Annotated in this window: 16 protein-coding genes and 1 pseudogene; 8 read left to right on the top strand and 9 right to left on the bottom strand. The window is 64.5% G+C overall.

The features are described from left to right. Positions 1 to 72: 72 nt before the first annotated feature. Positions 73 to 1,575, top strand: coding sequence for an MFS transporter (locus ACWF99_RS12365; protein WP_452535920.1), 1,503 nt, complete (start codon positions 73 to 75; stop codon positions 1,573 to 1,575). Between the two features lie 277 nt (positions 1,576 to 1,852). Here ACWF99_RS12365 and ACWF99_RS12360 read toward each other — a convergent pair. Next, positions 1,853 to 2,216 (bottom strand): annotated as a pseudogene (locus ACWF99_RS12360) (IS3 family transposase); the annotation flags it as partial. 1,018 nt (positions 2,217 to 3,234) lie between these two features. On the opposite strand from ACWF99_RS12360, the gene ACWF99_RS12355 reads away from it, so the two are divergent. The 5 genes from ACWF99_RS12355 (at position 3,235) to ACWF99_RS12335 (ending at position 10,000) form a co-directional block, all read left to right on the top strand. Then, positions 3,235 to 4,326, top strand: coding sequence for an MCE family protein (locus ACWF99_RS12355; RefSeq protein ID WP_452535919.1), 1,092 nt, complete (start codon positions 3,235 to 3,237; stop codon positions 4,324 to 4,326). 364 nt (positions 4,327 to 4,690) lie between these two features. Then, positions 4,691 to 6,694 carry a sensor histidine kinase gene (locus ACWF99_RS12350; RefSeq protein WP_452535918.1) on the top strand — a complete coding sequence of 668 codons (2,004 nt, stop codon included), beginning with the start codon at positions 4,691 to 4,693 and terminating at the stop codon, positions 6,692 to 6,694. A 783-nt stretch (positions 6,695 to 7,477) separates the two neighbouring features. Next, positions 7,478 to 8,206, top strand: a complete 729-nt coding sequence (locus tag ACWF99_RS12345) for a TetR/AcrR family transcriptional regulator (RefSeq protein WP_452535917.1) — start codon at positions 7,478 to 7,480, stop codon at positions 8,204 to 8,206. An 884-nt stretch (positions 8,207 to 9,090) separates the two neighbouring features. Further along, complete coding sequence (locus ACWF99_RS12340; protein ID WP_452535916.1) at positions 9,091 to 9,858, top strand: PucR family transcriptional regulator; 768 nt, start codon at positions 9,091 to 9,093, stop codon at positions 9,856 to 9,858. Beyond that, complete coding sequence (locus ACWF99_RS12335) at positions 9,842 to 10,000, top strand: hypothetical protein (protein ID WP_452535915.1); 159 nt, start codon at positions 9,842 to 9,844, stop codon at positions 9,998 to 10,000. The genes ACWF99_RS12340 and ACWF99_RS12335 overlap by 17 nt, the downstream gene beginning before the upstream one ends. Before the next feature lie 296 nt (positions 10,001 to 10,296). Here ACWF99_RS12335 and ACWF99_RS12330 read toward each other — a convergent pair whose 3' ends face one another. Then, positions 10,297 to 10,788, bottom strand: coding sequence for an Lrp/AsnC family transcriptional regulator (locus tag ACWF99_RS12330; RefSeq protein WP_452535914.1), 492 nt, complete (start codon positions 10,786 to 10,788; stop codon positions 10,297 to 10,299). 271 nt (positions 10,789 to 11,059) lie between these two features. Between ACWF99_RS12330 and ACWF99_RS12325 the strand changes: the two genes are divergently transcribed. Continuing rightward, positions 11,060 to 13,399: a transketolase-like TK C-terminal-containing protein gene (locus ACWF99_RS12325; RefSeq protein WP_452535913.1), complete on the top strand. Its 2,340-nt coding sequence runs from the start codon at positions 11,060 to 11,062 to the stop codon at positions 13,397 to 13,399. Between the two features lie 18 nt (positions 13,400 to 13,417). Beyond that, positions 13,418 to 14,554 (top strand): 2-oxo acid dehydrogenase subunit E2, encoded by a 1,137-nt coding sequence (locus ACWF99_RS12320; protein ID WP_452535912.1) that lies wholly within the window; start codon positions 13,418 to 13,420, stop codon positions 14,552 to 14,554. A gap of 257 nt (positions 14,555 to 14,811) precedes the next feature. Here the strand turns inward: ACWF99_RS12320 and ACWF99_RS12315 are convergent, their stop codons facing one another. The 7 genes from ACWF99_RS12315 to ACWF99_RS12285 all read right to left on the bottom strand — a co-directional run bounded on the left by ACWF99_RS12315 (position 14,812) and on the right by ACWF99_RS12285 (position 21,677). Further along, the gene (locus tag ACWF99_RS12315; protein WP_452535911.1) at positions 14,812 to 15,183 is read right to left on the bottom strand and encodes a hypothetical protein; all 372 of its coding nucleotides are present in this window, start codon (positions 15,181 to 15,183) and stop codon (positions 14,812 to 14,814) included. 97 nt (positions 15,184 to 15,280) lie between these two features. Beyond that, positions 15,281 to 16,291, bottom strand: a complete 1,011-nt coding sequence (gene dmpG / locus ACWF99_RS12310; RefSeq protein WP_452535910.1) for a 4-hydroxy-2-oxovalerate aldolase — start codon at positions 16,289 to 16,291, stop codon at positions 15,281 to 15,283. Then, positions 16,288 to 17,232: an acetaldehyde dehydrogenase (acetylating) gene (locus ACWF99_RS12305; protein WP_452535909.1), complete on the bottom strand. Its 945-nt coding sequence runs from the start codon at positions 17,230 to 17,232 to the stop codon at positions 16,288 to 16,290. Before ACWF99_RS12305 ends, dmpG begins: the two co-directional genes overlap by 4 nt. Beyond that, positions 17,229 to 18,047: a 2-keto-4-pentenoate hydratase gene (locus ACWF99_RS12300; protein WP_452535908.1), complete on the bottom strand. Its 819-nt coding sequence runs from the start codon at positions 18,045 to 18,047 to the stop codon at positions 17,229 to 17,231. Before ACWF99_RS12300 ends, ACWF99_RS12305 begins: the two co-directional genes overlap by 4 nt. After that, the gene (gene mhpA, locus ACWF99_RS12295) at positions 18,044 to 19,798 is read right to left on the bottom strand and encodes a bifunctional 3-(3-hydroxy-phenyl)propionate/3-hydroxycinnamic acid hydroxylase MhpA (RefSeq protein WP_452535907.1); all 1,755 of its coding nucleotides are present in this window, start codon (positions 19,796 to 19,798) and stop codon (positions 18,044 to 18,046) included. Before mhpA ends, ACWF99_RS12300 begins: the two co-directional genes overlap by 4 nt. Next, a complete protein-coding gene (locus ACWF99_RS12290; RefSeq protein ID WP_452535906.1) occupies positions 19,795 to 20,820 on the bottom strand; it encodes a VOC family protein in 1,026 nt (341 codons plus the stop codon). Before ACWF99_RS12290 ends, mhpA begins: the two co-directional genes overlap by 4 nt. Then, entirely contained in the window at positions 20,817 to 21,677 is an 861-nt protein-coding gene (locus ACWF99_RS12285) for an alpha/beta fold hydrolase (RefSeq protein ID WP_452535982.1), read from the bottom strand. The genes ACWF99_RS12290 and ACWF99_RS12285 overlap by 4 nt, the downstream gene beginning before the upstream one ends. Positions 21,678 to 21,774: the final 97 nt, after the last annotated feature.

Below are 21,774 nucleotides of genomic sequence, written 5' to 3'. Positions count from 1 at the left end.
CGGTTGCGTTTCTCCGAAACTCGTGCCACTCTTCGTATGGAACGCCTTCGTACTATATGAGAGGGGTGGTCGATGTCCGAGCACACAACACCCACGCTGTCCAAGACCTCCGCCGCGGATTCCGCGCCCAGCCAGAGCGGCTCGAAGTGGTTGCTGCTCATTGTCATCGCCCTTGCCCAACTCATGGTGGTGCTCGACGCGACCATCGTGAACATCGCCCTGCCCTCGGCGCAGCGGGATCTCGGCTTCACCGACGCGCAGCGCCAATGGGTGGTCACCGCCTACGCGCTCGCCTTCGGCAGCCTGCTCTTGCTCGGCGGCCGTATCGCCGACCTGTTCGGGCGCAAAGCGACATTCCTCGTCGGACTCCTGGGCTTCGCCGTCGCCTCCGCGATCGGCGGCGCCGCAACGAGCTTCGACATGCTGGTCGCGGCCAGAGCCGCGCAGGGCGTTTTCGCCGCACTTCTCGCGCCTGCGGCGCTGTCCCTGCTCACCACGATCTTCAGCGAAGGCAAGGAACGCGCGACCGCATTCAGCGTGTACGGCGCGGTATCAGGTGCCGGCAGCGCGATCGGGTTGCTGCTCGGCGGTGTCCTGACCGAAGGGCTGACCTGGCGTTGGACGATGTTCGTCAATCTGTTCTTCGCGCTCGCCGCCGCCATCGGCGGTGCGGTGCTGCTGCCTCGCGGACGCCGCGACCGCAACGCACGACTCGACGTGCCCGGTGTCGTCTTGGTAACCGCGGGGTTGCTCAGCCTGGTCTACGGCTGCACCAACGCCGAGACCAATGGTTGGGACGATGTGGCCGCCTGGGGCCTACTGCTGGCGAGCGCAGGGCTCCTATCGGCTTTCGTGTGGTGGCAGACCCGTACCGACCATCCCGTGCTGCCGCTGCGCATTCTGACCGATCGCACGCGCGCCGCCGCGCTCGTCTCGATATTCGTCAGCGGGGCAGCGATGTTCGGCATCTTCCTGTACTTCACCTACTACCTGCAGCTGAATCTCGGCTACACACCGATCCGCACCGGACTGGCCTTCATGCCGATGGTCGTGGGCCTGATGATCGCTGCGATCACGGCCAACAAGGTGCTGATTCCGCGGATCACGCCCAAGCTGGTGGTGCCGCCCGGTATGGCCCTCGTCGCCATCGCGCTGGTCTGGATGACAACCTTCGACGGAAGTAGCACCTTCGTCCTCCACGTCATGCCCGCCCTGTTCCTCGCCGGTTCGGGCATGGGATTGATCGTGGCGCCGTCCATGAACGCGGCCACCCTCGGCATCGCGGCCGAGGATTCCGGCGCCGCTTCCGCAACGGTCAACGCCGCCCAACAGATCGGCGGCTCGATCGGCACCGCGTTCCTCACCACGATGTCGGCCGGCGCGGCCACCGACTACCTCGCCACCCACGGCCCTGCCGACCCAGCTGTGTTCGCACAGTCCCAGCTCACCAGCTATTCGACGGCCTACTGGTGGTCGGCCGCGATCCTGCTGGCGGGCATGCTCGTCACCGCGCTGATGTACCGCCGCGACGTACTCGAACGCACCGATAGCCAGACACCGGCCGTCCATATGTGATCGCGCCGATGACCGAGGTGTCGGGGGCCCACTCCAGCTGGTGCGAGGCCGATTGTCATTGTCCGGCTCCGAAGGTGGGACGACTCGCCGCGACATCACAATCGGTATCGCGGCAGAGCTCGCTGCGGCCGGTTTCGCCGCGGCCGAGGAAATCGGCTGCGGCGGATTCGGGATCGTCTATCACTGCCTCGAACATTCGCTTGACCGAGTCGTCGCGATCAAACAAGGCGAGTCGATAGCCGCCCAGTTCCTGCGCATCACCTCCGCCAACGCGCCGCAACTCCGACTCGACCGGGCAGCTCGTCCATTTGCCGAGCCTGGGCTGGCGGCGACGCCGGTGGTAGGTCCGTTCGATTCAGGTCACTATCACGATCCGCAACTCGTCGCGGGTCGCCCAAGACCGCCGGTCGACGACGTTCTTCTGTAGCAACGCGAAAAATGATTCCATCGCCGCATTGTCACCGTAGGCACCGACTGGCCCATGGATCCGACCATAGTGTGGAACCCCCGGCAAGAACGAACTTTCGAGCTCGAAACTGCGACCGTCGGTCACTGTGAACTGAGCAGCTGGTGACCTGATCACCGGCCGCAGTGCGCCTGGCCGCAGCGGAAGCGAGGGCATACGCTGCAACGGAATTGACCAGGTGTCGCCGGCCGCCCACCCCATCTCGGGCGTTCGCAGCCGAGCACCTCCACGATTCGATCGAAGCGGTCACCACCACCGGTGACGACACCGAACTGGACACGATGCTGCTGCGCCTGCACCTGGAAACCGCGTGCAGGACCTGCAGCCGCACTGGGTATTCGGCCTGCCGATCTCGATGCCAGACAGAGTGTCTGGTCAAACCCCGCAGCAAAGGTGGAACCATCCGTTGGCCGCCGATCTCAATGACTCTGCTGGAGATGCTCACCGCCCACGCCACGCGAGCGATGCCCCTGACGAACAGCTACTGCGATACCTGTGCGGGCACCCGATCACGCGCCGACGCTACGACCACCATCGATGCGCGCGCCGGCCTAGTACTGCCATGGGTCGCGACCCAGCAGATCAGCACGCACTGGCTCCGCCACACCGTGCTCACCTGCGGCGCGACACTGACCTACGTTCGAGCAAGCATCCACGAAGTCACCGAAGCCCTATCCGCGCTCACTGGCGAACTCCACCCACTCGCCGTGGGGCAATCGACAACCAGCAGAGTCCCACTCACCCTTACCGCTGCCAATCTGGACAGCCAACTCACCGCGCCGTGGCACCCGCAGACAGGCTCGGCGCGACGATCGAACGCCAGCGTGGCCGTCCCACAGCCAAGGCCCTCAAAGGTGATGTTGCCGTTTCGGTGACAGGCCAATTAGTAACGGCTACGATGTAGCCGTTACTAATCCCGCCTGGACTTGTGTCCACTCTCAAACCTCACGACCCCACACCGCGACCCGAACCGGTCGACCAGCCTGAGCGGTTGAACGCATCGGGTTCGAGCATTTCGTCGAACCGGCTGATCTCGCTCGCCACGGCCGCCCTCGCTCCGCCTTGCCCCACTGCGGCTCGACACCGCGGTTAGGTCAGCGCGGCATCCAGAGGCCACGGGCCGCAATCGGTACGGTGCGCGTTTGTAGCCACGCGCGTCCAACCATCGAAAGGACCACACAGTGGAGACGCACATGCAGAGCGCTCGAAAAAGGCTATTTCGGACGCTGATCGCAGGCGCGGCGATCAGCGCAATTGCCAGCTGTTCTCTGCTACCCACCGAGGACGCGCTCGGTAGCTCGACCAAGATCACCGCCGACTTCGAGAACATCGCCGGCATGTTCGAGGGCAACGAGGTCATGGTCCTCGGCCTAGCCGTGGGTACGGTCGACAAGATCATCCCGAAGGGCACCTACGTCGAAGTCCACATGAGCATCGACGGCGATGTGAAGATTCCGAAAGACGCAATCGCCGCGATCATCTCGCCCTCGATCGTCACCGACCGCCACATCGAAATCACCCCGCCCTACACCGGCGGTGAGACGCTAAAGTCCGGCGATCACCTGCCCAAGGCCCGGACCAGGACCCCGGTCGAGCTGGACACGATGATCAAGACCATCGACCAGTTCGCCGCCGCCCTCAAGCCCGAACCCGGCCAGGAAGGACTCGGCCCGCTGTCGGGCCGGGTGCTCTACCCGGTGCTCAACGGCAACGGCCAGAAGATCCGCGAAACCCTCGAGGCGCTCTCGGGTGCGTTGAAGGTCGGTGTCGACAACAAGGACGCGATCGCCAACATCATCATCAAGCTCAACGAGCTCACGACGATGCTGGCCGACAACGACCAGTCGGTTCGCGACTTCAGCGACCGGATGACCGCCATGTCGGGGCTGCTCGCCGAACAAGCTCCTGGCCTGCAGGCCACGCTCGACCAGCTCAACGCGTTCCTGGCCAACACCTCGACGACCTTCGCCGGACACCAGGACGAACTGGCCGCCTCGCTGACCGGCCTGACCAACGTCACCAACCAGTTGCGCGCCAACTCGGGCGCGATGGTCGAGATCGTCGACATCGTGCCGCTGCTCATGCAGAACATCGACGGCGCCATCAACAAGGAACTGGGCTATTTTCGCTCGGTCGGTCTCGTTGGGACCGCGCTTTCAGGCGAGGTCATCAGTGTGTTCTGTGAGCGGATCCAGATGCGGGCCGATGGCTGCCGCACAGGCAACGTACAGAATTTCGGTCCCGACTATGGCCTCACCGCAGCACTCCTCGGACTAACCAAGTGAACCTCCGCAGCCTTCGATCACACCGCGCGACGGCAACCCATATATTCACGACTGCCTCGTTTGACGAGGACTCCACTCCAGATTTCCGAACAGCCAGTCGACCCCGTCCCGCGCCGCACCGATCGACCAAAGTATTTGTGGCATAACGTTTTTTCTTACATGCAAGATCCAGCCAGAACCCTCGAAGTCGCCTTGCACCGGATAAGCCGGCCAGCTGAGCAACCACGGCGATCAGCGGCACCGAGAAGGATCAACAGCGCGTATACAGCTGAGCACCGGTTCAGGTTCACGATCAACGACTGCAAGCGAGTACCGCATCTCACCAGCCGATGCGCAAAACCATCGATGAGGATCAAGCACCACGGTGATTATCAAACCGATTTATCCAGCTGAGTTTTTCAAAGTCCACGTCGTGGGCCGCGCCGGAGTCCGCGCGCGAATACTTGCAGTCGCGCTGATTCCGAGTGTTGTGCTACTCAGCGCCGGTGTGAGCGCGTCGGTGTATCTGGTCAACGACGGCAAGCGAGCAGAACGTTGGGCGGAGCTAGGCGGCGGCACCACCGTTCCACTCATCACGATGACGCAAGCAGCACAAGAAGAAAGGCGCGTCTCGCTCCTCCACCTCGCCGGCGACGACTCCGCCGGCCAGAAGCTACGACAAGCCCGCGCGAACGTCGACGCGACGGCGGTCACGATGCGTGCGGCGGCCCACACCGCAGCGACAATACGTACGGACCTGACCGACGAGATCAACTCCTTTCTCGAGGTACGTGATGCACTGGTCCCGCTCCGGCGCAGTATCGATGCCCGCTCCATCCCCCTGGACAAGGCATACGGTGCTTACGCCATCTACTTCGACAACATTGTGCGCATTGCATCGTTGTCGCCACGGGTAGCTCCTGACGCTGCCATCGCAGTCAGACTTAGTCAGGCGAACCATCTGCTGCGCGCAGCCGAGGCAATCACCCGATCGCAACTCGTCGCTGCCATCGCTCTAGAAAAGGACCCACAAGTCAGGGACCTGACCGAGTTCGGGCACCTCATCGGCGAAGCCCAAGGCGAAATCGCTTACCTGAGTTCGACGATGCAGGACTCGCATCGACAGCGTTTGACCGAGCTGACGTCGAGCTCACAGTGGAAGGTGATGTCAGAGGTGGAGGCCCACATCGGCGACGTCCGCACTGTGGCGAAGCCGTCCGCACTGATCGGCTACGAGATTGGCACAGCAGATCTATCCAGCGACCTGCTGCAGCTCTGGGCGGACGAGTCCACGGCTGCTCAAAACGATGCTGCACGCCAAGGCCATGAACTGGCACGCCGATCTCTCTGGGGTGCGGCCGGCGTTCTGAGCGCCACAACGGCGGCACTACTCGCCGCATTGTATTTAGCCAACCGGTTCATCGGACGCATGCGCCGATTGCGGCACGAAACGCTGGAGACAGCCGACCAGCGGCTGCCGGAGACAATCAAACGACTCTCCGACGGCGGCGAGATCGACGCTGCCGACCTCGCCCCGCTGCACTTCGGGGCCGACGAGATCGGCCAGGTTGCCGACGCCTTCAACCGCGCCCACGCGGCGGCGGTCACTGCCGCCGCGGCCGAATCCAAAACCCAAGCCGGTGTCAGAGCCGTGTTCCTCAACATCGCGCACCGAAGTCAGGTGATCGTGCACAAGCAACTCGAACTGCTCGACGGCGCCGAACACACGGAGCAGAACCCGCAACGGCTCGATCTGCTGTTTCAACTGGACCATCTCGCCACCAGAGCCCGCCGTAACGCAGAAAACCTGATCATCATGGGTGGCGAGATGCCTGGGCGCCGCTGGCGTACTCCCGTGCGGCTGTTGGACATCGTGCGGGGTGCTGTCGCTGAGAGCCTGGAATACAAGCGGATTCAGATCAGTCGGCTGCCAGAAGTCTCGATCATCGGCAGCAGTGCGGCTGATCTCATTCATCTGCTGGCCGAGCTGACCGACAATGCGACAGAATTCTCCCCGCCGGATACACGGGTGGACATCACGGCACAAGTCGTCGGCAAAGGGATTGCTATCGAGGTCGCCGACCAAGGCCTCGGCATGCCCGCCGCCGAAATGGCCGATCGCAACAAGACTCTCGCCACTCCGCCGGACTTCAGCATCGCCGCACTGTCCAGCGACGCCCGACTCGGTTTGTTCGTCGTCGCCAGACTGGCTGCGCGCCAGCAAGTCTCTGTGCGTCTGAGCGAATCCGACTATGGAGGGATACGCGCGATCGTTCTGATCCCAAGCGCACTCGTTGCCGATATCGGCCTGGACTGGGTGACGCGACAGGCACCGGGCAAACTCGCACTCACCAGCCACGACGCATTTGAGGAAGTACCGCCCGGATAGTGGCTCGCACGGCCACTGCGTGCGCGCTAGTGTGGCCAGCGCGCTGACCGAGCTCGCGCGTTCTCACACGTCCATACCCCGTCGGGCAGCCGCACGATGGCTACGAACAGTCTGGTCGAGGTGCACCAAATCATCTGCCACGCTGACAAAATCCAAAGCCACTGACAAGACACTGATTGGCAGTTTGCAACCCGGCAGTGGATGCCCACCTGGTATGCCAGCTTCTTTCGCTGCGGCCGGTACCGGAGCGAAGGCCTCGTCGAATACGGTGTAAACGCCGGAGCGGGGTACCGGCAGCCGACTGATTACACTATTGCCCGGCTCGCCGAGAACCGCAGCCAGCACTCTTTCCATGGCGATTCGGGCGTTCATTCGCAACAGACAAGATAATTCACCCGAATACGCGGCGTGAGCCGAATAGAAATAGCCTGTGTAGACCGTGTTGGCGCGCGCTGGGTGCTCCCAGCCCGTTCGTAGCCGCCCCGCGGGGCGAGCCGACACCATCCTCGGAGCCTCTACACCAGCGACCCCCGGACCGATCCAGCACCGCGCGAGCATCAGCCGGACCATGACGTCAGTCGCAGTTGTCCCGCGTTCCGCCACCCCTACACATATCGGAAACACCGTTGCCGATAAAGTCGGGGTATCGACCCGCCCGCCGCTTGAGCGGCGGACTCGAGTAGATGTGCGCGCCTGGCCTTTGCGGCGAGTCGAGCGCGGCCGACTCGGCTTGTCCCGCCGCGCAAGAGACGGCAACGCAGCAACTACGATCTAGGAGAAGCATTGTCTCGCAAAGGATCCCGCACCGACGAGAACAGTGGTTCAACACTGGAACCAACTCTTTCCAAGGTTCCGCATGGCGAGGTTCGCGGTGGTCACCGGTCGATCAACGTCACGGAGGTTCGAAGGACTGACCGAGCTGAACGTACGCGCCGTGCCCTGGTCGAGTCAGGGCGACGAGCCCTCGCGGCAGGAAATTTCGACCTCGCCCATGTCAGTGAACTGGTTCAAGGCGCCGGCGTCAGCGTCGGATCGTTCTACATCCACTTCGCCGACAAGACCGAACTGTTTTCCGTTGTCACCAGCGATGTCATCGATGAGCTGGCTTCGATTCTCGACTCTGCGGTGGCCGGCATCGACGACCCGATCGAAGCCGTCGTCATTCATGCACGAACGCTGGGCAGTCTCGGCTTTTCGCGCCCGGACCTCGCGGCGATCGTCGCCGCCGAGGGATATCGACTCCTCGATCACCCCGACCTTCGTGGCCGTGTCAGCCGGTTGGTCGACAGCGGCATGCGGCAACAGCGACTGCAGGCTCCCAGCCTCGACGCTGCTCTGGATCTGATCACCGGGATCGTCATCGCGCTCCTGCGAACATGGCGCCGTGACAGCGACAGGTCCGCGCCCACGCGGGACTGGACCAGTGACGTCGCAGAGCATCTCCTGGTCGTATTGGGAAGTCGCGACTCATCCACAACCAAACGGTTCACACCCCTCCGCCGAACGATCTGACTCACTTCCCTCTGCGGTCCGGTCGGATGGACCGCAGCCGCCCCCGCCCACTCGACGATCCCCGTGCCATCACGCTGGCACAGCTGCTCGGTGCACCTCACAGGGATCGAACAGCTGGGCTTTCGAAGGTCGAGATCGTCGTTGCGCTGCTGTCCGGACTGTGAGCGATACGGGCCACAACGCTGCCTCCACACCGGGAGCTGAACCCCGGCGACATGAGCCATTGACACGGGCGGCCTCCCTTGACACAGGCAACCATTTCGGCAACACTGTAACCGTAACTTCTAGGAAGTGGCGGCGGAAAGTTGCACTCCTGCCACACAACCACGCGCCCAGTACTCAACTGGCACCGTTACGCCAGAACAAAATAGTATTCGAAAGTTATTCTTTCACAACCTAATTCGAACAGTACACAGCACGATGCGAGCAATCCCGAATATTCGATCATCACACCAACAGGAAGTGTGGACCCATTGAACCCGATGAACCGCCTGCCGGCACCCTTCCAGTTCCTGCGGCTTCCCATGATGGAAATCGTGCGATAAGTATCCGATGACCTCTCCCCGTCCCGATGAACCCGACGTGCACCTGTCGATGTCGTTGCGCGGGATTCGATTCGACTTCAGAGCATGCCTCACCGCAGCGCTCCTGTTTGCCCAGGACAGTCAGCAACGCCGCTACATCGAGGACTTGCGGATTATCGATGACGAGGGCAGCCCGACGCGGCGATTGGCAAACGAACGATTGTTTCTCGAACCGTGACACGTCGCCACGCCCTACACGGCTCGCATTGTCGAGACCGCGCCGGACGTGAACCACAACCACTCCGGAGCATCCCGATGCCGACAATCGACCAGCACCTCACTGCCGCATGTGATTCCGCAATGGACAACTACCTGGCACTGTCACTCCTGACCGATGCCAAGATCAACCTCCCCATCGCCAGGTCGTTCCACCTACCCGAAGTAGACGCATTCACCGTCATCGCCATGTCGCTATCGCGCGGCGGCGACAGTTCGACTACGGCGCCGGAAGATCGCTGCCACCGAATACGTCACAGACTGTCACGGCGATTCGGATATCGGATTCCATCGCTTTTGACACCGGAGTGGGCAACCGTCCTCGTTCCCGCCACCTCGGGATCCGCATTCGAGGCCGACGAACTTGTTTCGGAACTTGCTACGGCGGCAGGCGTCCCGGTCACCAGCGTCGCACTAGAATCGACGACGCAGAACCTACCCGATGTCGCTACAACCGCACATGAACTACTGGACGTCGCAGTCCGATTGCGCAAACCGCCGTGCTTGTACCGCTTTGAAGATCTCGCCGTTGAATACCAGGTCACCCGCCCTGGACCCGGCCGCGATCAGCTTGTTTCGCTGCTCGCACCACTCGACGCATCTCCCGAACTCCTCCACACCCTCATCGAACTGGTCAGCAACCAATTTGACCGCAAGAAGGCCGCCCGCCGACTGTACGTCCATCCCAACACGGTCGACTATCGACTTAAGCATATTGCCCGGCTGACCGGACTACCGTTGAACGCCGAATCCCAATGGCGTCTGTACGCAGCCCTTGTCGCAAGCAGCTTTGCTTCGTCAGTCCCGATACTGCGCGAGACTTTTGGATCAGATTGTGTCTCGACAGGCTGACAAGTTGCAGCGGGTCCAGTTGCAGAAGAACCTCGCCATGATCGGCGGCATGATCTTCGCTGTTCTCGACGCGAGGCCGACCACGACATCGGTTCCGGCCGAACGGGTGGTCGCGAACAACACCGCGGACGCAGTCGCCTGATCCCTTCACGGAGTGAAATGCCCACGGATTCACTGTTCCTTGATCAGAGCGACGGCTCCTGATCAGGCGTTCGACCTGCCGACTTCCCGCACCATCGGTAGCAGCGTCGAGTGTCCGCAGCGCTGTTTGCTCATAATGTCGGGGTCACGCGTCCGGAATGCCGCGACCAGATCCGAACGACACCCATGTCGGCTGGTTGGCATCCACCGTAGCGCTGAATGGAACCATTCCCGGGCCCGTGGACCCGGCAGCCAATTCGCTGGCCGGGCACCACTGGTTGCCCGAAAGCTGGTTATCTATCGGTCGGGAGGCTGGGTGGCGAGTCGCTCTATCAACGGTGTCAACCGATATTCGACGAGCTCGCGCATTACCAGGGCCGTATTGGTGCGCTTGACGCCCTTGACGCCTAAGATCTGCCCAGCGATCCGATAGAGATCGTCCGCGTCGCGTGCGACCACCTGAATCAGCAGGTCCGATACACCGCTGAGTCCGTGCACCTCCACCACTTCGGGAATCGTCTCGAGGGCCGCCGCGACCTCACCGAGCAGGCGCTGTTTGACATTGGTGAATACGAAGGCACGCAGCGGATAGCCCAGAAACGCGGGCTCGACGCGCCGTTCGAAGGATCCCAGAACCGCCGACTGGTCCCAGCGCGCCAGCCGGGCTTGGACAGTATTGCGGGAAACGCCGATGCGTTCAGCCAGGGTGACCGTGGCAGCTCGCGCATCCTGTCGCAACGCCCGCAACAGTCGCCCGTCGATCTCGTCGCCCGTGGCCTTGCTTGTCATATCGCTGACCTTTCATCGATTCCGTCCAACGGTTGGCGTGCATATTGCTCAAATATACAAGAGGCAATTGCGCAAATATGGCATGAGTGTTCAGATGTATCGACAGTTCTGCACAAGCTGACTGTCTTTCCGTGCCGGAGATCCCCGGTCGCTGTCCGGCCCGCGAGTCGACACATCAGTTCGCCTGGCGGGCCGGACACCCCCACTCAGCGCCGCACCACGTTTCCGCCCATCGCGTCCGGAACGGCCTCGCGTCTCCCAGGAAGTCACCATGACCGCATCCACTTCGGCTCCACCGCCCGGCACCACTCCCGCCCACGAGGGCCACCTCGACGCGCTCGACGAGATCCAACGTCGGGTGCTGTGGCTGTCGACCGGAATCGTCCACCATGCCAACCGGATACGCCCGAATCCGAACGGGCTCAAGGTAGGCGGGCATCAGGCCTCGTCCGCGTCGATGGTGTCGATCATGACCTCGCTGTGGTTCGAACAGCTGCAACCCGGTGATCGAGTATCGGTCAAGCCTCACGCCTCTCCGGTGCTTCACGCGATCAACTACCTGCTCGGCGAACTCGATGAGCAGTACCTGACGACGCTGCGCGAGTTCGGTGGCCTCCAGTCCTATCCCAGTCGCGCCAAAGACCCTGACCCCGTGGACTATTCGACCGGATCAGTGGGCATCGGCGCAACCGCGCCGATCTGGGGCTCGATCGCCCGGCGCTATGTGAACGCAGCAATCGGCAGCACCGGGACCGGGCGGCAATACTCTCTGGTCGGCGACGCCGAACTCGATGAAGGAGCAGTGTGGGAGGCCGTCCTCGACTCCGCCGTCGCCGATCTCGGCGAGATCGTGTGGATCGTCGACCTCAACCGCCAATCGCTGGATCGCGTTGTCCCGAACATCGCCGCGTCACGGTTGCAGAAGATGTTCGACGCGGCGGGCTGGCAGGTGCTGACGGTCCGGTTCGGCAAGCTGCTGGAGTCGCTGTTCACCCGACCCGGCGGCACCGAGTTGCGCACTCGAATTCTGGACATGTCGAATCCGGAGTATCAGCGCCTGCTGCGCTGTGCTGCTGACGAGCTACGCCAGCGGCTGCCCGGGACTGGGTCGACCGCTGCGCCGATCGCGGAATTGATCGCCACCCTCAACGATGACACGCTCCGCACGGCAATCAGCAACCTTGGTGGCCACGATCTGGACGCGCTCCGCGCTGCCTACGCGCAGATCGACGACACCCGGCCGACGGTGATCATCGCCTACACGGTCAAGGGCTACGGTCTTCCCACCCAGGGACATCCGCAAAACCATTCATCGCTACTGACGATCGAACAGTTCGCCGAATTGGCCACCGAGCTCGGGATGGATGCCGACCACCCGTGGGCCAGGTTCGACGGAGATACCGCGGCGGGCGCGCTGTGCCGGGCGACCGCCCAGCGATTGCGCCGACCCGAAATCGCCGCTGTCGAACCGCCGGCCGTGCCCACCGACATCGGACGAACCCCCTCTGGCACCGCCACCACCCAGGCCGCGCTGGGCCGCACGCTGCTCGACCTGTCGCGCCAGGCGCCCGAGGCCGCCCAGCGAATCATCACCGTCAGCCCCGATGTGAGTTCCAGTACCAATCTCGCAGGCTGGCTCAACAAGGTCGGGGTCTGGTCACCGCACGAACGCCACAACTGGTTCGCCGACGACGCCGAAACGATCATGCACTGGCGCGAGCGGCCCACCGGCCAGCACATGGAATTGGGAATCGCGGAAACCAACCTCGTCGGTTTGATGGGTGAACTCGGCGCCACCTGGAGCAGATGGGGTCAACCACTGTTCCCGATCGGCGTGCTCTACGACCCGTTCGTCGAACGCGCCCTCGAACCCTGGTCCTACGGCATCTACGCCGGCGGCCAATCGATTCTGGTCGGCACCCCATCCGGGGTGACCCTCGCCGCAGAAGGAGGCGCGCACCAATCGATCAAAACCCCCTCGATCGGCCTCGAACAGCCCGGCTGCGTCAGCTACGAGCCAGCATTCGCCATCGAAGTCGAATGGACTCTGCTCGACGCCCTGTCACGACTCGGCAGGCCCGACGGCAGCTCCTCCTATCTGCGGCTGTCGACCCGGCCCGTCGACCAAACGCTGGCCGCGGTTCCCATCGATCCGGCCGCGCGCCAGCGGCGTCGCCGCCACGTGCTCGCGGGGGCTTACCTGCTGCGCAAGGTGGACCGGCCCGCGGTGACCCTGGTCGCGATGGGGGCGATGGTGACGGAAACGCTCACTGCCGCAGACCGCCTCACCGACCTCGGCGTCGCCGTCGATGTTGTGTGCGTGACCAGCCCGGGCTTGCTGTTCGAAGCATTGCAGGCCCGGCGCGGCCGAGCGGCCGGCCCGGCATGGATCCTCGATCAGGTCTTCCCCGCGGAACGATCCGCGCCGATGGTGACGGTCTTGGACGGCCATCCACACACCCTGACCTTCTTGTCAACCATCAACCACGTGCGCACCGTGTCATTGGGGGTCAGCGCTTTCGGCCAGTCCGGATCACTCGAGGATGTCTACCGCTACCACGGTATCGACGCCGACGCGATCGTCGGCAGCGCTCTCGACCTGACCGACTGATCAAGGAAGACAACACTTATGAGTAAGTTTCAGACCGACGGCCGCATCGTCACACTGCAATCGCTCGGCGATAACATCACCGAAGCCACCGTCACGCGCTGGCTGAAGGCCGTCGGCGATCAGATCGAGGTCGACGAGGCGCTGGTCGAAGTCGCCACCGACAAGGTCGACACCGAAATCCTGTCGCCCACGTCCGGCACTGTGGTCGAGCTCCTCGCCGCGGAGGACGAAGTCATTTCGGTGGGCGGCGCATTGGCAATCATCGGCTCCCCCGACAAGGGAGCCACTGCAGCACCGGATGCGCCCCAGCCTGTTTCGATCGAGACCGACGATTCCACCGAGACCGATGAGCCCCCGGCACCGACTCCGACTCCGACTCCGGAGCCGGTGCCGGAGCCGGAGCCGGATTCCGCACCCCCACTGTCTGCGCCGAGCTCAGGCGATCGGGTCGAGCGTCTGCCGCGAATTCGGCAGACAATCGCCAAGCGGATGCTCGAATCACTGCACACCACCGCGCAATTGACCACCGTCGTCGAAGCCGACGTCACCGGTATCGCGCAATTGCGCTCAGCACACAAGGCGGATTTCCAACTACGGACCGGACTCAGACTGTCATTTCTGCCGTTCTTCGTCAAAGCCACCGTGGAAGCCCTCACCGAGCACCCCGCGCTCAACTGCTCGGTGAACACCGACTGCACGGAAGTGACTTACCACTCCGCAGTACACCTCGGCATGGCAGTCGACAGCGAACGCGGGCTGATGGTCCCGGTCATTCGGAACGCCCACACACTCACCATTACCGCTTTGGCACAAGCGATCTCGTCCAGTGCTGATCAAGTGCGGGCGGCAACCATCAGCCCCAACGCACTCACCGGCGGCACCTTCACCATCACCAATACCGGCAGCCGCGGCGCACTGTTCGACACCCCGATCCTGAACCTGCCGCAGTCGGGGATCCTCGGCACCGGCGCTGTCGTCGAACGCGTCGTACCTCGGCGCGACCCCAGTGGCGCAGTAGATTTCGGGGTGCGGTCGATGGTCTACTTGTCGATCTCCTACGACCACCGCATAGTCGACGGCGCCGACGCGGCCAGATTCCTCGGGACGATCAAGCGACGTCTCGAGAACGGCTTCAGCAGCGACGAACTCGTATGAACCAACGACTATTCCGTCGCAGGCGGCGAATTGCCCGAAGCGGCACAAGTGAATTCGACTCGGGCGCGTGCCGCGGATGACGGATAGATGCTCCCGTCCGCGGGTCCCTTATCCCTTCCTAGACCGCCATCGTGGCGCCACTGAGCGTGAGCCTGCCGTCGTCGCCGGGTCCGCCCTAGATATCGCGATTCCTCCATCGAACTCGGCGCCGAGGTGGTCGGCCAGCAGCTGCAGTCGTAGCTGTCGGGGCTGCCAGACTATCGTGGCTGCTGCAACCGAAAATGCCCGGAGTGGAGGGGACCAGCGCTAACACGGCAGGGGATTTCGTCATGCGGGCACGCTACCAATCGGCGGACACGGTCAGGTCGGCAAGCGTTTTGTGCCACCGCGACGGCCGCGTCGTCCTGCACCCGGGCATAGGACGCGATGCGCACCTCATCCAGGGTCTCGAACTCCTCGTAGGACTGCCGCTTCGACAGGCCCGCGGACTCGCAGATGTCGATGAGCGAGCAGGAGAGGTGACCCCGCTCGGCGCGCACCTGGGTCGCTGCGTCCAGGAACTGATGGCGCCGTTGCGCTTTTCGCATCACGACACCCTGGCCGGCATGCAGCCTGGCATCAGCGATCATGGCCCACTCGACTTCTCGTTCGTCGGGACGGGGTTCCCGGCCTCCTGTGACAAAGGCCGGGACCTTGTCGTCTTCCGGCCAGCGCAGGCCGGAAGTCTCAGTGATCGCCGACCAGGTCGAGCGCGATGTCGGCGATCATGTCTTCCTGCCCACCGACCAGCCCTCGCCGACCTGCGATGGTGAGCAGCGTGCGCACGTCGACACCGTAGGTGGCCGAGGCGTTCTCGGCGTGGCGCAGGAAGCTCGAGTAGACGCCGGCGTAGCCGAGCGTCAACGTCTCGCGGTCGACCTGGACGGGCTGATCCATCAGCGGCCGGACCAGGTCGTCGGCCGCGTCGGTCAGCTGATCGAGGTTCGCGCCGTGTTCCCAGCCGGTCAGGTCGGCCACCGCGACGAACGCTTCGAGCGGAGTGTTGCCTGCACCGGCGCCGAGTCCGGCCAGGGACGCGTCGACGCGGGTCACCCCTTCCTCCACCGCGACGACACTGTTCGCCACGGACAGCGAGAGGTTCTGGTGGGCGTGGATTCCGATCTCGGTACCCGGTTCGAGCACCTTCCGGTAGGCGCGGACGCGCTCGCGGACACCGTCCATGGTGAGTCGCCCGCCGGAGTCGGTGACGTAGACGCAGTGCGCGCCATAGGTTTCCATGAGTTTGGCCTGCTCGGCCAAACCTTGCGGGCTGTTCATGTGGCTCATCATCAAGAAGCCGGACACGTCCATGCCGAGTTCGCGCGCGAAGGAGATGTGCTGGGCGGCGATGTCCGCCTCGGTGCAGTGGGTGGCCACCCGGACCGAGCGCACGCCGAGATCGAACGCACGGCGCAGGTCCTCGATGGTGCCGATTCCGGGCAGAAGCAGCGTCGTCAGCCGGGCGTACTGCAGCGCACCTGCCGCTGCTTCGATCCATTCCCAGTCGGTGTGGCTGCCCGCCCCGTAGTTGAGGCTGCTGCCATGTAGTCCGTCGCCGTGGGCGACCTCGATCGCGTCCACGCCGGCGGCGTCGAGCGCGGCGGCGATCCGGGCGACCGTGGCGGGATCAATGCGGTGCCGCAGGGCATGCATGCCATCGCGCAGGGTGACGTCCTGCAAGAAGACTTCGGTGCTCATCGGACACTCTCCTTGGTGGATGCGGCGATCCGTTCGGCGACCTGCACCGCGGCCGAGGTCATGATGTCGAGGTTGCCTGCGTAGGCGGGCAGGTAGTGCGCGGCGCCCTCCACTTCGAGGAAGACGCTGACCTGATGGGTGACCGGGGCGTCGCCGACGAGCGTGCGCAGCGGAGCTCCGGCCTCGACCGGCGTGATCTGCACGTCCTGCTTGAGCCGGTAGCCCGGCACGTAGGCGGCGACGTCGGCCACCATGGCCAGGATCGATTCCTTGATCCGCGCGTGGACCTCGGCGTCGGCGGTGTCGATGAGCGCCAGCACGGTGTCGCGCATGATCAGGGGCGGCTCCGCGGGGTTGAGCACGATGATCGCGCGTCCGCGCTGGGCGCCGCCGACCGCGGCAATCGCGTTGGAGGTGGTCTCGGTGAACTCGTCGATATTGGCACGGGTGCCGGGGCCCGCAGATTTCGACGCGATCGACGCGACGATCTCGGCGTAGGGCACCGCGGTGACCCGAGCGATGGCCGCCACCACGGGAATAGTCGCCTGTCCACCGCAGGTGACCATGTTGACGTTGTCGGCCGCCAGGTGCTGATCCAGGTTCACCGCCGGAACGACGAACGGGCCGACCGCGGCGGGCGTCAGATCGATCATGCGTTTGCCGTAGGGCGCGAGGGCGGCGGCGTTGGCCCTGTGCGCGCTGGCCGAGGTGGCGTCGAAAACGATGTCGATGTCGTCGAAATCCGGCGTGGCGATCAGCCCCGCGACACCGCGGGCGGTGGTTTGCACGCCCAGTCGGCCGGCCCGGGCGAGCCCGTCGGACTCCGGGTCGATACCGACCATGGCGGCCATTTCCAGGGTGTCGGACAGGCGCAACACTTTGATCATCAGGTCGGTACCGATATTGCCCGATCCGATGACGGCGACTTTGGTGCGGCTCATTGCTCCTCCTCCAGTGTGAAGTCGACGGTGCCGAGCGGCCCCGAGCGCTGTGAAAGTTCGGCGTGTACCCGCGCGCCGGGAACCAGCGGTGCCATCGGCCCCAGCGCGCCGGAGAGCACGATCTCTCCCGCGCGCAGCGGGTCGCCCAGGGCCTGGGCGGTGCGGGCGAGCCAGGCCAGTGCCAGTAGCGGGTCGCCGAGGCAGTCCACGCCCTTTCCGCGCGAGACGATCTCGCCGTCGACGCGCATGGCCATCGTGATCTCCCGCGGTTCGAAATCATCGAGCGAGAGGCGCTGTTCGCCCAGTACGAACCAGCCGCTCGAGGCGTTGTCGGCGACGGTGTCGCCGAAGGTGATGTCCCAGGCCGCGATTCGGCTGTCCACGATCTCGAGTGCGGGGGCGGCGTAGTCGACCGCGCCGCGCACGGTGATCGGGTCGAGGTCGTCGCCGGTCAGGTCGGCGCCGAGGACGAAGGCGAGTTCGGCCTCGATCTTGGGTTGCAGCAGCCTGGGCCGTTCGGACCGCGGCGTCGAACCGGCGTCCATATCGTGGAACAGCACACCGAAATCGGGCTGGTCGACACCGAGTTGCCGCTGCACCGCCGTGGAGGTCAACCCGATCTTGTGCCCGACGACGCGCGCGCCCGCATCGAGGCGTCGGCGCGTGCCCAGGCTCTGCACCGCATACGCCAGGTCCACGTCGTCGGCACCGATGAGGTCACGCACCGCTGCCACGGGCACGCCCAGGTCGGATGCAGTCGCGAGACGTTCGGCAGCGGCGCGGACGGCGGACAGTCCTTCGATGGTCGTGGTCATCGTGCTTCCTCCAGGGTGTTCGGCGCTGCGGACGCCACGGTGCGCGGGGGGTTGTGATCGGCGGTCAGCATCGCGGGGGTGACGGCGAGGCGGACCAGCAGCGCGGTGACCAGTTCGGTCGCGTCGGATTTCGCACTGGTGCCGAACACGTACTTGTCCGGGCGGAGCAACACCGTGCCACCTTGGGCGACACCGGCTTTGGCGAACCACCGGGCCAGTTCGCCGGTGTGGTCCTCGACGTCGGCGTAGTCGGTGGCGGCGACGCGCGCGTCGCCCGGCTCGCCCTGCGGGCGGCCACCGGTCGGATACACGGTGACGAACTGCGTGCCGAGGATCTGCAAGGCGTTGCGCTGGGCGACGCTGAGGCCCTGGCGCGGATCGACACCGTAACCGACGACAGCGAAGCCGAGGCCGAGCGCGTCGTCGAGGCGCTGGTGGCGTCCGTCGAAGGTGCGGATGTCCGGCTGCGGTGCCAGGGTGCCCTCGACGCCGCGCAGCACATTGCGGGGGAGCCCGAAGTACGCGCCACGCTTGAACCGCGGGGACGGCTTCATCTTGGCCTCCCGGATCCAGGTACTCAGCCCGGGAACCTTCAGCGCGGTGGCCAAAGCGACGTCGCGAGCGCCCGCAGCGAACCGGTTGTCGATCGAGACGAGGCTCTTGTTGAAGACCGACAGATCGATCATCGCTTTGGCGTGCGGCCGGCGCTCGGTTTCGTAGGTGTCGAGAAGGTCGAGATCGGCGCCGTGCTGGATGATCGCGCCGAGCTTCCAGGAGAGGTTGTCGGCGTCGCGGACACCGGAGTTCATGCCCTGGCCGATGAATTGCGGGGTCATGTGCGCGGCGTCACCGGCGATCAGGACACGTCCCTCGCGCCACTGGTCGGCGACCACGGCATTGAAGGTGTAGACCAGTTTGCGCAGCACCGTCACTTCGTCGGGATTGACGTAGCGACCGATGAGATCGCGGACCTGTTCGGGGTCCTCCATCTCCTCTTTGCTCTGCTCGTCGTTGAGCATGAACTCGAAACGGTGGTGACCACCGGGTTGCGGACACGACACCGTCGGCAGCTCGGGATCACAGACGAAGTTGAAGTACGGCAGATGCCGGAAGGCATCCACGCCGTCGTTGGCCAGCAGGTCGACTACGAGCCAGCGTTCGGGGAAGCTCATGCCGGTCATGTCGATGCCCAGTTGCGTGCGCACCACACTGCGGCCGCCGTCGCAGCCGACGAGGAACTTGGCCCGCACCTCCTCGGCGGTGGCCGGATCGGTGTCGGCGTCGTGTTTGCCGTACCCGGTGCCGCGGCATTCGGCATGCCGGACGAGGACACCGTCGGCGTCCTGGTCGAAGCTGAGGACCTCCCGCCCGCGGCGCACCGTCACGTGCGCATAGCGCTCGAGGGCGTTTTCGAGCGTGTTCTCCAGGTAGGGCTGGTACAGGAAGTTGGCCACCGGCCAACCCAGCGGGCGCGAGGCCTGGTTGAACTGGGCGAGCACCGAGCCGTCACTGCGCACCCACTGCACGGTGCAGTCGAGGTTCATCTGGGCCGAGGCTTCGTCGGCAACGCCGGCGGTCTGGAAGATCCGCATGCCTTCGTCGTCGGTGTAGACGGCCCGGGCCAGGCCGTAGAACTCCGGCTCACGTTCGAGCACCAGCACCCGCACGCCGCGACGGCCGAGCAGGTTCGCCAAGGTCAGGCCGGTGGGCCCGACCCCGACGACTACCACGTCGTAGTCGAACGATGTCATCGCGCCATGCCTCCGGTGAGTTGGGGAACAGTGATCTCGGGTGTGCGCAGGGTCCGAACGACCTGCCGGAACTGAGCGAACTTGTCCAGCACGGTCTCCCCGACCGGGGTGTGGCCCCAGATGCTGATGCCCTGGTAGGTGGTCGGTTCCCAGGTGGATTCGCGTTCGGGACCGAACACGATCGGGTTCCAGCCGACCTCGAGTTCGAATCCGGAGGGGGTGACGCAGTAGAAGGACAGCTCACGATCGTTGGTGTGCTGGCCGACCGACCAGGCCATCCGGAATCCGAGATCGGTGACACGTCCGTACGCGGCCAGCACGTCGTCGAGCGAGCCCGACTGGATGTTGATGTGCTGCACCCGGGTTCGGATGGGGTCGATCTTCACGCCCCGGATGTTGGCGATGGCGATCGAGTGGTGGCGCTCGTTCACCCGCAGGAACCTGATCTTGAGGGTGAGGCCGGAGACGTTCTCGTCGATGTAGTCGCTGAGCCGGGAGTCGAAGACCGTCTGGTAGTAACCCCGCAGCGCTTCGGGCTCCTTCGACACGATCGCGACGTGCCCCATCCCGGCTTCGCCGGTCACCCACCCGGAGCTGAGCATGCGCAGCGGCTCGGGGGTGGTCACGGGGACGGTGAAGATCTCCTGCGCGATTCCCTTGGGTCCGGGGAAGCGCCACAGGCGTTCCACGCCGCGGCGTGCCGCGTCCTCGGCGCTGCCCTCGGTGATCGGCACACCGCGATCGGACACCCGCGCGATGATGCGGTCGAAGGACTGGTGATCGTCGACCTGCCAGCCGATGGCGGTGACGTCCTCCTGCGGGCCGTGCTCCACGAGGAACCGGCACGCGTGATCGTCGAGGCGGAAGCGCAGTGTGGCATGGTCGACCTGGTCGGCGTGCATGCCGATCGCGTCGACGCCGAAGCGCCGCCAGTCCGGCAGCCGCGCGGACTCCACGACGACGTATCCCAGGTGGACGGCTCCGAAGACCGATCCATCGCCGAATACGTCTTCGCCGTTCATCGCTCGGCCTTCAGGTAGGCGATCGCGAGGGTGTTGAACAGCTCGGCTCGTTCCCACTGCGCCCAGTGGCCGGTCCGCGCCACCAGGTACAGATCGCAGTCGGGCATGGTCTCGGCGAGCATCTTGCCCCCGGACGGCCGGTTGACCTTGTCGTCCTCGCCCCACACCACCAGCGTGGGGTGCGGCACCTTGCTCAAGCGCGAGTCCCGGGTGAGGTCCATCCGGAAGAGCGTGCGCAGGGCGAACAAGCCGGAGGGCCTGCGCAGCGGCGGGTGCGCGATGACCTCGGGTTCGATGCTGGCCCGGTAGCGCTCCTCGATCAGTTCGTCCGGCACCGTCGCACCGTCGTACACCAGGTACTCACGGATGAACCGGATGATCTTCTCGCGGCTGGGACCATCGCCCCGGTAGTAGTTGAGAAGCTCCTGCAGGCCCTGGGTGGGCAGCGCGCGGGTGGAACCGACGCCGCCGGGACCCATCAGGACCAGACGATCGACTTTCCCCGGCCGATCCATCGCCAGCCGCAGCGCCGCAGCACCGCCGTAGGAGTTGCCGATCAGGTGCGCCGAGTCGATCTTCAGGACGTCGAGGAACTCGCCGAGCATGCGCGCAAGGTAACCGAAGGGGTCGGACTGGTCGATGTACTTCGACGACCGGCCGTAGCCCGGCATGTCCAGCACGAACACCCGGAAGTGCTCCGCCAGCGCCTCGATGTTGCGCGAGTAGTTCGACAGCCCGGTCGCACCGGGGCCGCCACCGTGCAGCAGCACGACCGCAGGCCCGGAACCGAACTCGTCAAAGTAGATCTCACAGTTGCCGACCTGCACCGTCCGGCCGGTGTCGACTCCCTTGTCGATGCTTGTCACGATGTACCTCCCAGTGAAGTTGATAATATCATCACATTCGATTGATCCCTCGTCAAGATATTCTGATGAAAAACTCAGAACTGGACAG

This window comes from Nocardia sp. NPDC055002 (assembly GCF_053608825.1).
Note: the sequence above shows the minus strand (reverse complement) of the source record. Positions and strands in the feature narration are given on the sequence as shown.

Bases quoted from the DNA above. Each gene is read 5' to 3' on its own strand.
- ACWF99_RS12365 (WP_452535920.1), top strand. From the start codon at position 73: ATGTCCGAGCACACAACACCCACGCTGTCCAAGACCTCCGCCGCGGAT.
- ACWF99_RS12355 (WP_452535919.1), top strand. From the start codon at position 3,235: ATGCAGAGCGCTCGAAAAAGGCTATTTCGGACGCTGATCGCAGGCGCG.
- ACWF99_RS12340 (WP_452535916.1), top strand. From the start codon at position 9,091: ATGGACAACTACCTGGCACTGTCACTCCTGACCGATGCCAAGATCAAC.
- ACWF99_RS12330 (WP_452535914.1), bottom strand. From the start codon at position 10,788: ATGACAAGCAAGGCCACGGGCGACGAGATCGACGGGCGACTGTTGCGG.
- ACWF99_RS12325 (WP_452535913.1), top strand. From the start codon at position 11,060: ATGACCGCATCCACTTCGGCTCCACCGCCCGGCACCACTCCCGCCCAC.
- ACWF99_RS12320 (WP_452535912.1), top strand. From the start codon at position 13,418: ATGAGTAAGTTTCAGACCGACGGCCGCATCGTCACACTGCAATCGCTC.
- ACWF99_RS12315 (WP_452535911.1), bottom strand. From the start codon at position 15,183: ATGATCGCTGATGCCAGGCTGCATGCCGGCCAGGGTGTCGTGATGCGA.
- dmpG (WP_452535910.1), bottom strand. From the start codon at position 16,291: ATGAGCACCGAAGTCTTCTTGCAGGACGTCACCCTGCGCGATGGCATG.
- ACWF99_RS12305 (WP_452535909.1), bottom strand. From the start codon at position 17,232: ATGAGCCGCACCAAAGTCGCCGTCATCGGATCGGGCAATATCGGTACC.
- ACWF99_RS12300 (WP_452535908.1), bottom strand. From the start codon at position 18,047: ATGACCACGACCATCGAAGGACTGTCCGCCGTCCGCGCCGCTGCCGAA.
- mhpA (WP_452535907.1), bottom strand. From the start codon at position 19,798: ATGACATCGTTCGACTACGACGTGGTAGTCGTCGGGGTCGGGCCCACC.
- ACWF99_RS12290 (WP_452535906.1), bottom strand. From the start codon at position 20,820: ATGAACGGCGAAGACGTATTCGGCGATGGATCGGTCTTCGGAGCCGTC.